This is a genomic window from Amycolatopsis vancoresmycina (assembly GCF_000716785.1).
In the GTDB taxonomy this organism is placed as follows: Bacteria; Actinomycetota; Actinomycetes; order Mycobacteriales; family Pseudonocardiaceae; genus Amycolatopsis; species Amycolatopsis vancoresmycina.
On sequence record NZ_JNYY01000016.1, the window covers coordinates 296952 to 310627 of the forward strand.

Genomic DNA, 13676 nt, shown 5'->3' on the forward strand with positions numbered 1-13676 from the left:
CCCCGAACCGGAGGCCACCCCGAACCCGATCAGTAAGCCACCGCGCGGCTCTCCGCCGCGGCCACCAAACCGTTCACCCACAACGACTGCACCTTCGCCGCCTCCGCAGCCGACGGCTTCGCGTTCTTGCACGCCGTCCCCGGACCGTGGCCCGACATCAGCTCCGTGCACGGTCCGCTGTAGTGGTCCGGCAGCCCGAGGTTGTGGCCGAGCTCGTGCGCGGCGATGCGGGTCGGGTCGAAGCCCTCCGCCACCTGGCTCGTGTCCAGGTAGATCTGGCCGCGGCCGTGGCCGTTCGTGTTCGTGTACGAGCCGCCGCTGCTGATCTCGTGGAACACGATGGTGGCGCTCGTGTTCCGCTTGACCAGCTTCACGTCGGTGACCGCCGCGTTCCAGTTCGCCGCGCCCTGGTCGATCTGGGCGAGGTAGTCCGGCGCGCCCGAAGAGCTGTAGTACAGCGTCGTGACAGCCGCCGCCGAAGCGGCCGGGGCGGTGGCCAGCCCCAGGCCCAGCGGGGCCGCGACCGCCGTGGCCAAGGCCACGACCCGGCCGATCACGCGTCCGTTCATCGTGTCTCCTTCGTCCGGTTCAGGGAGCACTTCACCGTGGTTCGCGCGATCAGGTTAGAAGGCCACCACCGGCGCGGCCACGGCCGAAAGTCGTTCCCTCGCGGGAGGGAGCCCCCTCCCGCGGCCGGTTGAGCCGCCGGGCCCGGCCGCCGTGGTCTGCTCGGTCCCGACGGAAGGGAACCGATGGACATCCTGCTGGGCCTGCTGACCCTCCCCCTGTACGTGCTCCTGCTGTGGCCGCTGGTGGCCGCGTCGCGGCGGGTGCTCGGCGTCCGGATCGGCGCCGTCCGCGCCCTGTGCGCCGCCGCGTTCGGCTGGCTCGTCGCGGGCGGTATCGGGCAGGCGTTCCCGGTTTCCCTGCTGCACCACGGCGGCGCGGCGCTGGGCCTGCTGATTCCGTTGGCGGGCAGCGCTTTCCTCGCGACGCTGATCTTCCTGTTCGTCGCCGAGCTGGCCCTGCCGCACGGCATCGGGCTCGGCCGGCTGCGGGGCCGGCTCTCCCGCACCCGCCGGTACGCGCAGATCAGCCGGATCGCGGTCAAGCACGGCCTCGGCCGCTACCTGACCGGCCGGCGCGAACCCGGCCTCGCGCCGGGACGGCACGCCAAGCTCGCGCGGTCATTGCGCCGGGCCCTCGAGGAGGGCGGCGTGACGTTCGTGAAGCTCGGCCAGCTGCTCTCCACCCGCGCGGACCTGCTGCCCCCGGTGTTCGTCGACGAGCTCGGCCGGCTGCAGGACCAGGTCGCACCCGCCCGGGCCGAGGCCGTGTGGGCCGTCCTGACCGACGAACTCGGCGGCTCCCCCGACGACGTCTTCGCCGAGTTCGACCCGGAACCCCTGGCCGCCGCGTCGGTCGCGCAGGTCTACCGCGCCAAGCTGCGCAGCGGCGAGGACGTCGTCGTCAAGGTCCAGCGGCCGGGCGTGCGCGAGCAGGCGGACCGCGACATCGCCATCCTCCGGCGGGTGGCCGCGGCGCTCGAGGACCGCGCGGACTGGGCGCGTTCGCTCGGCGTCGCCGAGCTGGCCGACGGGTTCGCCGCGGCGCTGGCCGAGGAGCTCGACTTCACCATCGAAGCCCGCAACCTCACCGCGATCGCCGCCGCGGGCCGCCAGGACATCGCCCTCCCGAAGGTCCACAAAGGACTTTCGACCGAGCGCGTGCTGGTGATGTCCCGCCTGCACGGCCGACCGCTCGCCACGGCGAAAGACACCCTGCCGGCCGCCGAGCGCACCCGCCTGGCGCGCTCGCTCCTGCGCTGCCTGCTCGACCAGGTGCTGATCGGCGGCGTCTTCCACGCCGACCCGCACCCGGGCAACCTCATGCTGCTGGCCGACGGGCGGCTGGGCCTGCTCGACTTCGGCTCGGTCGGCCGGCTCGACACCGGCCTGCGCGGCGGCCTGCAGAACCTGGTGCTCGCCCTGGACCGCGGTGACCCGGCGGGCCTGCGCGACGGGCTCCTCGAAATCGTCGACCGCACCGGCGAGATCGACGAACAGCGCCTCGAACGCGCCCTCGGCGCCCTGGTCGCCCGGCACTTCGGCCCCGGCCGCACCCCGGACCTCGACCTGTTCACCGGCCTGTTCCGGGTGGTCGCGGACTTCCGGCTGAGCGTGCCGCCGCCGGTGGCCGCGGTGTTCCGCGCCCTGGCCACGGTGGAGGGCACCCTCGCCGCGCTGGACCCCGGCTTCGACGTCGTCGCCCAGGCCCGCGCGTTCGCCGCCGAGCAGGTCGGCGCCGGGCTACGGCCGGGCCCGCTGGGCCGCACGGCGATCGGCGAGCTGACGGCACTGCTGCCGGTGCTGCGCCGCATCCCCCGCCGCCTCGACCGGATCGGCGCGGCACTGGAAGAGGGCCGACTGTCGGTGAACGTCCGCCTGTTCTCCGACGAGCGCGACCGCGAGGTCGTCACCGGCCTGGTCCACGAGGTCCTGCTGGCGTGCACCGGCGCGGCAACCGGCCTGATGGCGGTCCTGCTGCTGACCGGCTCGGGCGGTCCGCGCATCGCCGCGGATCTGACGCTGCACCAGGTGTTCGGTTACAACCTGCTGGTGATCAGCGCCCTGGTGGGCCTGCGGCTGCTCTTCGTCGTCTTCCGGCGGTCCGGACGAGCGTCACGACCAGTCCGATGAGGCCGGCGAACAACAGGACCGCACCCCCGAGCAGCCACCAGCGCAGCGCGGGGTACAGGGTGTCTTCGAACGGCGCGCCCGGCAGGCCCGCGTCGGTGAAGGCGGTCGTGCGCGCCAGCGGCGCCGGGTGGGTGATCCGGCCGGTGCCGACGACGAACCCGGTGACCGCGGAAACCGGGACGACACCGAGGAAACGCGAATCGCGGGCGCGGCCCCGCTCGTCCCCGAGCAGGAACACCTGGCCCTCGTGCAGGCGCACGAGGTACGGCGTGGTGGCGGCCGCGTCCTGCGCGTACTGGTCCTGGCTGAGGTAGTTCTCGGTGATCGGCTTGCCGTCGACCGTCAGCAGTCCGCCGGTGCAGCAGGCGACGACGTCCCCGCCGACCGCGACGACCCGGAAGACGCTGAGCCCGGCACTGTCCGGGTGGGCGAACGCCCCGCGGTCGAACATGACCACGTCCCCGCGGTGGACCTCGTCACCCTCGCGGGCGCGCACGAGGGCCGAGCCGCCGGGTTTCAGCGTCGGGTTCATCGCCACGCCCGGAACCTGGTAGTCGCGGTAGGTGAAGAAGACGATCCCCACCTGGGCCACGGTGGCGCCGAGCCCGAGCACGGCAACGACGATCCACACCACCAGGGCGGGCGAAAGCAGGCGCGGCGCCGGCGGCCCGGGCGGCGCCGGGGGGAACGCGAGTTCGGTCACGCCGATCTATCGTCCGCTCACCTGCGGCGTTACCCCGTCCGCGGCGCGTACATGATGACCGCGACCCCCGCCAGGCACAGCAGCGCACCGAGCACGTCGTAGCGATCCGGCCGGTATCCGTCGGCGACCATCCCCCACCCCAGCGAACCCGCCACGAACACTCCGCCGTACGCGGCGAGGATGCGGCCGAAGTGGGCGTCCGGCTGGAGGGTCGCCACGAAGCCGTACACCCCCAAAGCCACGACGCCCCCGCCGATCCACAGCAGGCCGCGGTTTTCGCGGACGCCCTGCCAGACCAGCCAGGCGCCGCCGATTTCGCAGACGGCCGCGGCCAGGAACAGGAGGATCGACCGCAGGACCACCCCGGGATACTAGCTTCCGTGCCGTTCACGCTGTGTCACCCGGCCGCCGTCCTCCCGCTGGCGAGGCGGCCGCTGGTCCCGTCGGCGCTCGTCGCCGGGTCGGTCGCGCCGGACGTCTTCTGGTTCGTCCCGCGGCTGCCGGGGGTCGGCCTGACCCGGACCCACGAGTTCGCGTCGGTCCTCTGGCTCGACCCGTTCCTCGCCCTGGTCCTGCTCGCCGTCTTCCACGTGCTGCTGAAGCGACCGCTCCTGACGCTGGTGCCGCGACCGCTCGCCGAACGGCTCCCCCGCCACTTCAGCTGGAAGCACCCGGGCTGGATCGCCTTGTCCCTGGCGATCGGGGCCGCCACGCACGTCGGCTGGGATGCGTTCACCCACGAGCACGACGGGTTCGCGTTCCTGCGGATCCCGCTCGTCACCGGCGTCGACGTCGGCCGGCTGATCCAGCTGGTCAGCACGGTCGCCGGCGCCGCGGTGCTCGCCTGGTGGCTCGTGCGCTGGTACCGCGCGGCGCCGGTTCGCGCGGTACCGCCGGGCACCCGCCACCGCACGGCCGTCGTGGCGTTCCTGGGAGCCGGCGCGGTCACCGGCGTCCTGGTGCAGCTGCTGCCGTTCCTCGCCCACCATGACCCGATGACCCGCGCGGGCGTGGCCGGGAACGCGACCTATCGTGCGGTCACCGGCGCCGGCAGCGGGTTCCTGGTCGCGCTCATCCTCTACGCGCTGACCTGGCACGCGCGGTACACGTCGTTATACACCAAGCGGGCCACCTCGGAAGGTGACCCGCTCGACGCGAAACCGCTCAGACGGTGAAGCCGAGGGCGCGCAGCTGTTCGCGGCCGTCCTCGGTGATCTTCTCCGGGCCCCACGGCGGCATCCAGACCCAGTTGATCCGGAAGTCCTTGACCAGGCCGCCGCTGGTCAGCGCGGCGTTCGTCTGGTCCTCGATCACGTCGGTCAGCGGGCAGGCCGCCGACGTCAGCGTCATGTCGAGGGTGGCCGTGTTGTCCGGCTCGACGCGGATGTCGTAGACCAGGCCCAGGTCGACGACGTTGATCCCCAGCTCCGGGTCGACGACGTCGCGCATGGCCTCTTCGACGTCCTCGATCTTGGCGAGGTCGAGGTCCTGCTTCGCGGTGGTCTCGGCGTCGAGGTCGGCGGCGGTGCGCCCCTCACGAGTGGCGGTTTCTTCAGTCATGCCTTTTCAGCTCCACTGCTCGTCCGGGCGACGGCGTCCTTGAAAGCCATCCAGCCGAGGAGGGCGCACTTCACGCGGGCCGGGTACTTGGCGACGCCCGCGAAGGCGACCCCGTCCTCCAGCACGTCCTCGTCCGGCTCGACCTTTCCCTTGCCCTGCATCAGTTCCACGAAGGCGTCCATGGTGGTGAACGCCTCCTCGACCGTGTGGCCGACGACGAGGTCCGTCATGACCGACGTCGACGCCTGGCTGATCGAGCAGCCCTGGCCGTCGTAGGAGACGTCGGCGACCTTCCCGTCGTCGAGCTTGACCCGCAGCGTCACCTCGTCGCCGCAGGTCGGGTTGACCTGGAACGACTCGGCGTCGAACGGGTCGCGCAGGCCGCGCCCGTGCGGGTTCTTGTAGTGGTCCAGGATGATCTCCTGGTACATGCTCTCGAGGTTCACTGCGCCACCCCGAAGAACTTCTGCGCCTCGCGGATCCCGGCCACCAGGGCGTCCACTTCGGACAGATCGTTGTACAGGTAGAACGACGCGCGCACGGTCGCCGGGGCGTTGCACGCGCGGTGCAGCGGCCACGCGCAGTGGTGGCCGACGCGGACGGCGATGCCGAGGCTGTCGAGCACCTGGCCGGCGTCGTGCGGGTGCACGCCGTCGATCACGAACGACACGGTCGCGCCGCGGTCCTTCAGGTCCGTCGGCCCGATGATCCGGACGCCCGGGATCGCGCCGATGCCCTCGATGGCCGCCGCGGCGAGCTGGTGCTCGTGCGCGGCGATGCGGTCCATGCCGATGGCCGAGAGGTAGTCGACGGCCGCGCCGAGGCCGATGGCCTGCGACGTCATCGGGACACCGGCCTCGAACCGCTGCGGCGGCGGCGCGAAGGTCGAGCCCTCCATCCGGACCATCTCGATCATCGACCCGCCGGTCAGGAACGGCGGCATCGCTTCCAGCAGCTCGGTACGTCCATAAAGGACGCCGATGCCGGACGGGCCGAGCATCTTGTGGCCCGAGAACGCGGCGAAGTCCACGCCCAGCTCGTGGAAGTTCACCGGGAAGTGCGGCACCGACTGGCAGGCGTCCAGCACGGTGAACGCGCCGACGGCCTTGGCCTTCTCGACCAGCAGCGAGACCGGGTTGACCGTACCGAGCACGTTCGACTGGTGCGCGAACGCGACCACCTTCGTGCGCGGCGTGATCAGATCGTCCACATCGGACAGATCGAGGCGGCCGTTCGGCGTCACCTTGAACCACTTCAGCGTCGCCCCGGTGCGCTGGCACAGCTGCTGCCACGGCACGAGGTTCGCGTGGTGCTCCATCTCGGTGACGACGATCTCGTCACCCGGCCCGACCACGAACCGCGCGGCCTCGGGACCGGCGGTGGCGGCGTTGCCGAACGAATAGGCGACCAGGTTGATGCCTTCGGTGGCGTTCTTGGTGAACACCAGCTCCTCGGCGTCGGCGCCGACAAACTCGGCGATCTTCGCCCGCGCGGACTCGTACGCGTCCGTCGCTTCTTCGGACAGCTGGTGCGCGCCGCGGTGGACGGCAGCGTTCGACGTGAAGACGTAGTCGCGCTCCGCGTCGAGCACCGCCGTCGGGCGTTGCGACGTCGCCCCGGAGTCCAGGTACACCAAGGGTTTCCCGTCGCGGACCGTGCGCGACAGGATGGGGAAGTCGGCCTTCAGGGCCGCCACGTCCAGTGGCAAAGAACCGGCCGAGGTGGTGGTCATCGGGCCGACTCCTCTCTTCTCGGTGTGGGGTGGAACGTCAGAGCGCGGCGGGCTCGGGCTTGCCCACGTACTTGACGTAGCCGTTCTCCTCCAGCTCGTCCGCCAGCTCCTTGCCGCCCGACTCGACGATCTTGCCGCCGGCGAAGACGTGCACGAAGTCCGGCGTGATGTGCCGCAGGATCCGGGTGTAGTGCGTGATCAGCATGACGCCGACCTCGCTGTTGGCCTTGTACTCGTTGACGCCCTCGGAGACGATCCGCAGCGCGTCGACGTCGAGGCCGGAGTCGGTCTCGTCGAGGATGGCGAACTTCGGCTTGAGCAGCGCCAGCTGCAGGATCTCGTGGCGCTTCTTCTCGCCGCCGGAGAAGCCCTCGTTGACCGAGCGCTCGGCGAACTCCTGCGAGATCTCGAGCTTGCCCATCTCCTCCTTGACCTCCTTGACCCAGTGGCGCAGCTTGGGGGCCTCGCCACGGACCGCGGTGGCCGCGGTGCGGAGGAAGTTGGACATCGACACGCCCGGCACCTCGACCGGGTACTGCATGGCCAGGAACAGGCCGGCCCGCGCGCGCTCGTCGACGCTCATCTCGAGCACGTTCTCGCCGTCGAGCAGCACCTCACCCGAGGTGACCTCGTACTTCGGGTGGCCGGCGATGGCGTAGGACAGCGTGGACTTGCCCGAGCCGTTCGGGCCCATGATCGCGTGCGTCTCGCCCGACTTGATGGTCAGGTTGACGCCCTTGAGGATCTCCTTGGCGCCTTCCTCGGTGGTCACCGAGGCGTGCAGTTCCTTGATTTCCAGCGTTGCCATTCTTCGTTTTCCTAAGTCAGAGAGGGCGGTCAGGCGCCAACGGCTTCGAGTTCGGCTTCGATCGCCGCTTCGAGGCGCTCGCGCACCTCGGGGACGTCGATCTTGACCAGGATCTCGTGGAAGAACCCGCGCACGACCAGGCGCCGCGCGGCTTCTTCGGCGATCCCGCGCGACTGCAGGTAGAACAACTGCTCGTCGTCGAACCTTCCCGTCGCGCTCGCGTGGCCGGCGCCTTCGATCTCGCCGGTCTCGATCTCGAGGTTCGGCACCGAGTCCGCGCGCGCACCCGGCGTGAGCACCAGGTTGCGGTTGAGCTCGTAGGTGTCGGTGGCCTCGGCGGCCGCGCGGATCAGGACGTCGCCGATCCACACCGTGTGCGCGTCTTCGCCCTGCAGCGCGCCCTTGTACATCACGCGCGACTTGCAGTTCGGCACCGCGTGGTCGACGAAGAGGCGGTGCTCCTGGTGCTGGCCGGCGTCGGCGAAGTACACGCCGAGCATCTCGACGTCGCCACCGCGGTCCGCGAACGTCGCCGTCGGCGAGACGCGGACCAGGTCACCGCCCAGGGTGATGACGATGTGCTTGAGCGTGGCGTCGCGGCCGAGCTTGAGGTGCTGCTCGGAGACGTGCACCGCGTCGTCGGCCCAGTCCTGGATGCTGACGACGGTGAGCTTCGCGCCGTCCCCGACGACGAACTCGACGTTGTCGGCGTAGGTGCCGGAGCCGGCGTGGCTGATCACCACGGTGGCGTCGGCGAACTGCTCGAGCCGCACCTGCAGGTGGCCGTAGGCGACCTGGCCCGCGCCGGGGCCGGACACGTTCAGCTGCACCGGCAGCGCCGGCTTGGTCTCCTTCGGCACGGTGACCAGCGTCGCGCGCTCGAACGAGGAGTACGCCTGCGCGGCGATCCGGTCGCTCGGCACACCCGCGACGCCCAGCCGCGCGTCCCCGCGCTCGACGGACTCGACCTTGACCTCTTCAGAGGTCGCGAAGTCCACCTTCGCGGAGCCGGTGGCGACGGCGCTGCCGTCGTGGAGGCCGCGAAGGCGCTTCATCGGCGTGAAGCGCCAGTTCTCCTCACGGCCGCCCGGGACCTCGAAGGCCTCGACGTCGTAGGAGGTGAAGCGCTCCGCGCGGGAGGCGGCCGGGATGACCGCCCCCTCGCGGAGAGCCTCGGAAACGTTGTTCTCGGTAACCGACATGACTAGCCGACGGACCCTTCCATCTGGAGCTCGATCAGGCGGTTCAGCTCGAGCGCGTACTCCATCGGCAGCTCACGGGCGATCGGCTCGACGAAGCCGCGCACGATCATCGCCATCGCCTCGGCCTCGTCGAGGCCGCGCGACATCAGGTAGAACAGCTGGTCCTCGCTGACCTTGGACACCGTGGCCTCGTGGCCCATGGACACCTCGTCGTTGCGGATGTCCACGTACGGGTACGTGTCCGAGCGCGAGATCGTGTCCACCAGCAGCGCGTCGCAAACGACGCTGGAGCGCGAGTGGTGCGCGCGCTTCGCCACGCGGACCAGGCCGCGGTAGGAGGTGCGGCCGCCGCCGCGCGCCACCGACTTCGACACGATGGTCGAGGACGTGTGCGGCGCGAGGTGCTCCATCTTGGCGCCCGCGTCCTGGTGCTGGCCCTCGCCCGCGAACGCGACCGACAGGACCTCGCCCTTGGCGTGCTCGCCCATGAGGAACACCGACGGGTACTTCATCGTCACCTTGGAACCGATGTTGCCGTCGATCCATTCCATGGTCGCGCCCTCTTCGCACTTGGCGCGCTTGGTGACCAGGTTGTAGACGTTGTTCGACCAGTTCTGGATGGTCGTGTAGCGGCAGCGGGCGCCCTTCTTGACGATGATCTCCACGACCGCCGAGTGCAGCGAGTCGGACTGGTAGATCGGCGCCGTGCAGCCCTCGACGTAGTGCACGTACGCACCTTCGTCGACGATGATCAGGGTGCGCTCGAACTGGCCCATGTTCTCGGTGTTGATCCGGAAGTAGGCCTGCAGCGGGATCTCGACGTGCACGCCCTTCGGCACGTAGATGAACGAGCCGCCGGACCACACCGCCGTGTTCAGCGCGGAGAACTTGTTGTCACCGGCCGGGATGACCGAGCCGAAGTACTCCTGGAACAGCTCGGGGTGCTCGCGCAGGCCCGAGTCGGTGTCCAGGAAGATCACGCCCTGCTCCTCCAGGTCCTCGCGGATCTGGTGGTAGACGACCTCGGACTCGTACTGCGCGGCGACACCGGCGACGAGGCGCTGCTTCTCCGCCTCGGGGATGCCCAGCTTGTCGTACGTGTTCTTGATGTCCTCGGGCAGTTCCTCCCAGGAGGTGGCCTGCTTCTCCGTGGACCGCACGAAGTACTTGATGTTGTCGAAGTCGATCCCGGAGAGGTCGGCCCCCCAGTTGGGCATGGGCTTCTTCTCGAAGAGCTTGAGCGCCTTCAGTCGCGCTTCGCGCATCCACTCCGGCTCGGACTTCTTCGAGGAGATGTCGGTGACGACGTCCTCGTTCAGCCCGCGACGGGCGCTGGCGCCCGCCTCGTCGGAGTCCGCCCAGCCGAACGCGTACTTGCCAAGGGACTCGATGGTCTCTTCCTGGCTCAGTGGCGCGGTGGTGGGAGTGCGCTGCTCGGCAGCGGCAGTCATGCGGGTTTCCCTCCATTCGGGATCCGTGCTGTGTGCCCCTCGGGGGACACCGTTCTCGCCGGCTCGGGATGGGCCGGCTGACCCGCCGTGACGGGTACGTGGGTGGTGCACGCGGAGTCCCCGCGTGCGATGGTCGCCAGCCGCTGGACGTGGGTGCCCAGCAGCTGCGCGAACGCCTCCGTCTCGGCCTCGCAGAGCTGCGGGAACTCCGCGGCCACGTGGGCGACCGGACAGTGGTGCTGGCAGAGCTGAGCGCCGACGTTCTGGCCTGGTGCCGGGGCACCGACCTGGCGGGTCGACGCAGCGTAGCCTTCCCTGCTCAGCGCGGTCGCGAGGGCCTCCGCGCGCGCCGCCGGATCACCCGGTCCGGTGATCGCGGCGCGGTGCGGGCCGACGAGCTTCTCGATGCGGTGCTCGGCGAAGGCGCGGACGGCGTCCTCCCCGGCGTGCTCGGCCAGGAAGCGGATCGCGGAGACGGCCAGGTCGTCGTAGGCGTGCCCGAAGCGGGCGCGGCCCGGCTCGGTCAGCAGGAAGAGCTTCGCCGGACGACCCCGGCCTCGGGGTCCGCGGCGGGGCGCGTCGCGCGTTTCAGCTTCGCCATCCGCGAGAAGCGCGTCCAGGTGCCGGCGGACGGCCGTGGGGCTGATCCCGAGCTGCTCGGCGACCACGACGGCCGTCATGGGACCCTGTTCGAGCAGCAGCCTCGCGACCTCGTGCCGGGTCTTGCCCTCGGCGCTGACCTGCGACGGGACGTGCGGGTGCGCGGCGCGGGGCATGTCGCCGCCCGCCTGGTCACCCGCCTCCGTCTTTTTCACAACACAAGTGTGTCTTATTTCCGGATGACCCGCAAAGGCGGGCCCCGCGGCAGTGATCCGACTCACTCCGGGGCGGACCGATACCCTGCACCCGTGGCAGTGGGCGAACATCCTGCGCAGCAGGGACGGCAAGTGGCGGAGCTGGACACCGGGCGTGCCCATCCCGTCACGCTTTCGCCCGTCCGCCCGCGCGAGCCGCTGCCCCTGGAGGCCGCCGAGCTGCGCGGGCTGAACGTCGTCCGCCGCTTCGGCACGGTCGGGTCGCTCTTCCTCGCCGTCGGCTCCCTCGGCGCCGGCGCCGCCCCGGTGATCAACCCGGTGCAGGAGATCCCGGTGCTGCGGCTGTTCACCCGGATCCCGACGGTTTCGCTGGCCATCGCCATCTCCGGGATGGGCATCCTGGTGCTGAGCTGGCTGATGCTGGGCAGGTTCGCCCGCCCGGACCGCGCCCGGCTCGCGTCGCAGGGACAGCTGGCCCGCACCATCGCCCTGTGGGTGCTGCCGCTGCTGGTCATCCCGCCGCTGTTCTCCCGCGACGTCTACAGCTACCTCGCGCAGAGCGAGATCGTGCACCGCGGGATGGACCCCTACGTGCTGGGCCCGGCGCAGGCCCTCGGCGTCGCGGACCCGTTCACCGCGGGCGTGTCGAACATGTGGCGCGAGACGCCGGCCCCGTACGGACCGCTGGTGCTGCGCCTCGGCGGCTGGCTGGCGCCGCTGGCCGGCAACAGCATCGCGGTCGGCGTGCTGCTGCAGCGGCTGCTCGCGCTCGCCGGCGTGGTCCTCATCGTCTGGGCGCTGCCCCGGCTGGCCCGCCGCTTCGGCGTCCAGCCCGCGACCGCGCTGTGGCTCGGCGCGCTGAACCCGCTGCTGATCTTCCACTTCGTCGCCGGCGCCCACAACGACGCGCTGGCCGTCGGCCTGATGCTGGCCGGCCTCGAGGTCGGCATCCGGAAGCTGCCGATCCGGGTCAAGGGCGACACACCACCGCCGCTTGCGCGCGGCGAGCTGCTGTACATCGCGCTCGGCGTGGCCATCATCACCCTCGGTGTCGCGGTCAAGCTGCCCGCGGTGTTCGCGCTGCCGTTCTTCGCGGTCATGGTGGCGCGGCGCTGGCACGGCCGGCTCAAGGACCTGTTCCACGCCGGCGCGCCGATGGCGCTGTGGTTCGGCGTGGTGCTGGTGGCGGTGTGCTTCGGCACCGGCCTCGGCTTCGGCTGGGTGGGGGCGACGTTCAGCACGCCGGGCCTGGTCCGCTCCTGGATCTCCCCGACCGCCGAGCTCGCCAACCTCTCCGGCGTCCTCGGCATCGCGCTCGGCCTCGGCAACCACACCGACGCGCTGGTGCCGATCCTGGGCGTGCTCGGCTACCTCGTCGCGCTGGCGATCACGTTCAAGTTCCTCTGGGACAGCTTCAAGTGGCGCTACCGGCCGATCATCGGCCTCGGCGTCGCCCTCGGCGCGGTGATGATCCTGCAGATCAACCTCCAGCCCTGGTACGTGCTGTGGGCGGTCATCCCGCTGGCCGCGGCGGCCGGGACGTCCCGGTTCCGGGTGGCGGCGGCGGTCCTGTCGGCCGCCCTGCCGTTCCTGCTCCCGCCGACCGGCAGCACCTTCGACGGCCGTCCGTACGTGCTGCCGTTCGCCTACGTCGCGGCGATCGTCGTCTGCGGCGGCGGGATGCTGGTCGTGCGGCGCCTCGCGCCCGTGTTGCTGTCCCGGCCGTCCCCGCCGGTGCCCGCGCCCGCCGACGCCGTATCGTGACCCGATGTGAGTGTCCCTGCCGTCGAGATCAGCGGGCTGGTCAAAAGCTACGGCTCCACCCGCGCGGTCGACGGCCTCGACCTGCGGATGGAGCGCGGCAGCCTGCTCGCGCTGCTCGGCCCGAACGGGGCCGGCAAGACCACCACCGTCGAGCTCTGCGAAGGCTTTTCGAAGCCTGACGCGGGCTCGGTACGCGTGCTCGGCCTCGACCCGGTGCGCGAGTCGGCGGCCCTGCGCCCCCGCGTCGGGATCATGCCCCAGGGCGGCGGCGCGTACCCCGGCGTGCGCGCCGACGAAATGCTGCGGCTGGTGGCGTCCTGCGCCGCTTCGCCGCTCGACCCGGCCTGGCTGCTGGACGTCCTCGGGCTGGCTTCCGTGCGCCGCACGCCGTTCAAGCGCCTTTCCGGCGGCCAGCAGCAGCGCCTTTCCCTGGCGTGCGCCCTGGTCGGCCGGCCGGAACTGGTGTTCCTCGACGAGCCGACGGCCGGCATGGACCCGCAGGCCCGCCGGCTGGTCTGGGACCTCTTGGGCGCGTTGCGCGCCGACGGCGTTTCGGTGCTGCTGACCACGCACCTGATGGAAGAGGCCGAGGCACTGGCCGACACGGTCGTGATCGTGGACCACGGCAAGGTCGTCGTCTCGGGCGCACCGCAGTCGCTGACGATGGACGAGACCGGCAGCGCGGGCCTGCGGTTCAAGGCCCGCACCCGCCTCGACACGGCGTTGCTGACCGCGGCGCTGCCGGAGGGCTACGCGGTCCGCGAGTCCGCTCCGGGCACGTACGTGGTGGTCGGCTCGGTCGACCCGCAGGTGGTGTCGACGGTCACGGCGTGGTGCGCCCAGCAGGGCGTGCTGCCGGAGGAACTGCAGGTCGGCAAGCGGACCCTGGAAGAGGTCTTCCTCGAGCTGACCGGACGGGAGCTGCGGGCGTGACTTTTGCTG

General features: G+C 71.1%; 14 protein-coding genes. 4 read left to right on the plus strand and 10 right to left on the minus strand.

Annotated features, from left to right (window positions below):
• Window positions 1-29: 29 nt before the first annotated feature.
• Window positions 30-569 (minus strand): snapalysin family zinc-dependent metalloprotease, encoded by a 540-nt coding sequence (locus OO60_RS33085; RefSeq protein ID WP_003071370.1) that lies wholly within the window; start codon window positions 567-569, stop codon window positions 30-32.
• A 183-nt stretch (window positions 570-752) separates the two neighbouring features.
• Here OO60_RS33085 and OO60_RS33090 point away from each other — a divergent pair, with 183 nt between their 5' ends.
• Window positions 753-2699: an ABC1 kinase family protein gene (locus OO60_RS33090; RefSeq protein ID WP_003071373.1), complete on the plus strand. Its 1947-nt coding sequence runs from the start codon at window positions 753-755 to the stop codon at window positions 2697-2699.
• On the opposite strand, the gene lepB is transcribed toward OO60_RS33090, so the two are convergent.
• Both lepB and OO60_RS33100 read right to left on the minus strand, forming a co-directional pair.
• Window positions 2623-3402: a signal peptidase I gene (gene lepB / locus OO60_RS46055; protein WP_240490643.1), complete on the minus strand. Its 780-nt coding sequence runs from the start codon at window positions 3400-3402 to the stop codon at window positions 2623-2625. The genes OO60_RS33090 and lepB overlap by 77 nt on opposite strands.
• Window positions 3403-3431: 29 nt before the next feature.
• Window positions 3432-3764 (minus strand): YnfA family protein, encoded by a 333-nt coding sequence (locus OO60_RS33100; protein ID WP_003071379.1) that lies wholly within the window; start codon window positions 3762-3764, stop codon window positions 3432-3434.
• Window positions 3765-3782: 18 nt separating this feature from the next.
• Here OO60_RS33100 and OO60_RS33105 point away from each other — a divergent pair, with 18 nt between their 5' ends.
• Window positions 3783-4577 (plus strand): DUF4184 family protein, encoded by a 795-nt coding sequence (locus OO60_RS33105; RefSeq protein WP_003071382.1) that lies wholly within the window; start codon window positions 3783-3785, stop codon window positions 4575-4577.
• On the opposite strand, the gene OO60_RS33110 is transcribed toward OO60_RS33105, so the two are convergent.
• The 7 genes from OO60_RS33110 to OO60_RS33140 are packed head-to-tail and all read right to left on the minus strand — an operon-like array spanning window position 4567 to window position 10931.
• The gene (locus OO60_RS33110; protein ID WP_003071384.1) at window positions 4567-4962 is read right to left on the minus strand and encodes a metal-sulfur cluster assembly factor; all 396 of its coding nucleotides are present in this window, start codon (window positions 4960-4962) and stop codon (window positions 4567-4569) included. The genes OO60_RS33105 and OO60_RS33110 overlap by 11 nt on opposite strands.
• Window positions 4959-5408 carry a Fe-S cluster assembly sulfur transfer protein SufU gene (gene sufU, locus OO60_RS33115; protein WP_003071387.1) on the minus strand — a complete coding sequence of 150 codons (450 nt, stop codon included), beginning with the start codon at window positions 5406-5408 and terminating at the stop codon, window positions 4959-4961. Before sufU ends, OO60_RS33110 begins: the two co-directional genes overlap by 4 nt.
• Window positions 5405-6694, minus strand: coding sequence for a cysteine desulfurase (locus OO60_RS33120; RefSeq protein WP_003071389.1), 1290 nt, complete (start codon window positions 6692-6694; stop codon window positions 5405-5407). Before OO60_RS33120 ends, sufU begins: the two co-directional genes overlap by 4 nt.
• A gap of 37 nt (window positions 6695-6731) precedes the next feature.
• A complete protein-coding gene (gene sufC / locus OO60_RS33125) occupies window positions 6732-7502 on the minus strand; it encodes a Fe-S cluster assembly ATPase SufC (RefSeq protein ID WP_003071392.1) in 771 nt (256 codons plus the stop codon).
• Between the two features lie 29 nt (window positions 7503-7531).
• Entirely contained in the window at window positions 7532-8704 is a 1173-nt protein-coding gene (gene sufD / locus OO60_RS33130) for a Fe-S cluster assembly protein SufD (protein WP_003071395.1), read from the minus strand.
• A 2-nt stretch (window positions 8705-8706) separates the two neighbouring features.
• The gene (sufB, locus tag OO60_RS33135; protein WP_003071399.1) at window positions 8707-10155 is read right to left on the minus strand and encodes a Fe-S cluster assembly protein SufB; all 1449 of its coding nucleotides are present in this window, start codon (window positions 10153-10155) and stop codon (window positions 8707-8709) included.
• Window positions 10152-10931, minus strand: coding sequence for a helix-turn-helix transcriptional regulator (locus tag OO60_RS33140; protein WP_155848873.1), 780 nt, complete (start codon window positions 10929-10931; stop codon window positions 10152-10154). The genes sufB and OO60_RS33140 overlap by 4 nt, the downstream gene beginning before the upstream one ends.
• 171 nt (window positions 10932-11102) lie before the next feature.
• Here OO60_RS33140 and mptB point away from each other — a divergent pair, with 171 nt between their 5' ends.
• Together mptB and OO60_RS33150 are read left to right on the plus strand one after the other, a co-directional pair.
• A complete protein-coding gene (gene mptB, locus OO60_RS33145) occupies window positions 11103-12734 on the plus strand; it encodes a polyprenol phosphomannose-dependent alpha 1,6 mannosyltransferase MptB (RefSeq protein ID WP_003071405.1) in 1632 nt (543 codons plus the stop codon).
• Between the two features lie 6 nt (window positions 12735-12740).
• A complete protein-coding gene (locus OO60_RS33150) occupies window positions 12741-13667 on the plus strand; it encodes an ABC transporter ATP-binding protein (RefSeq protein WP_003071410.1) in 927 nt (308 codons plus the stop codon).
• Window positions 13668-13676 lie beyond the last annotated feature (9 nt).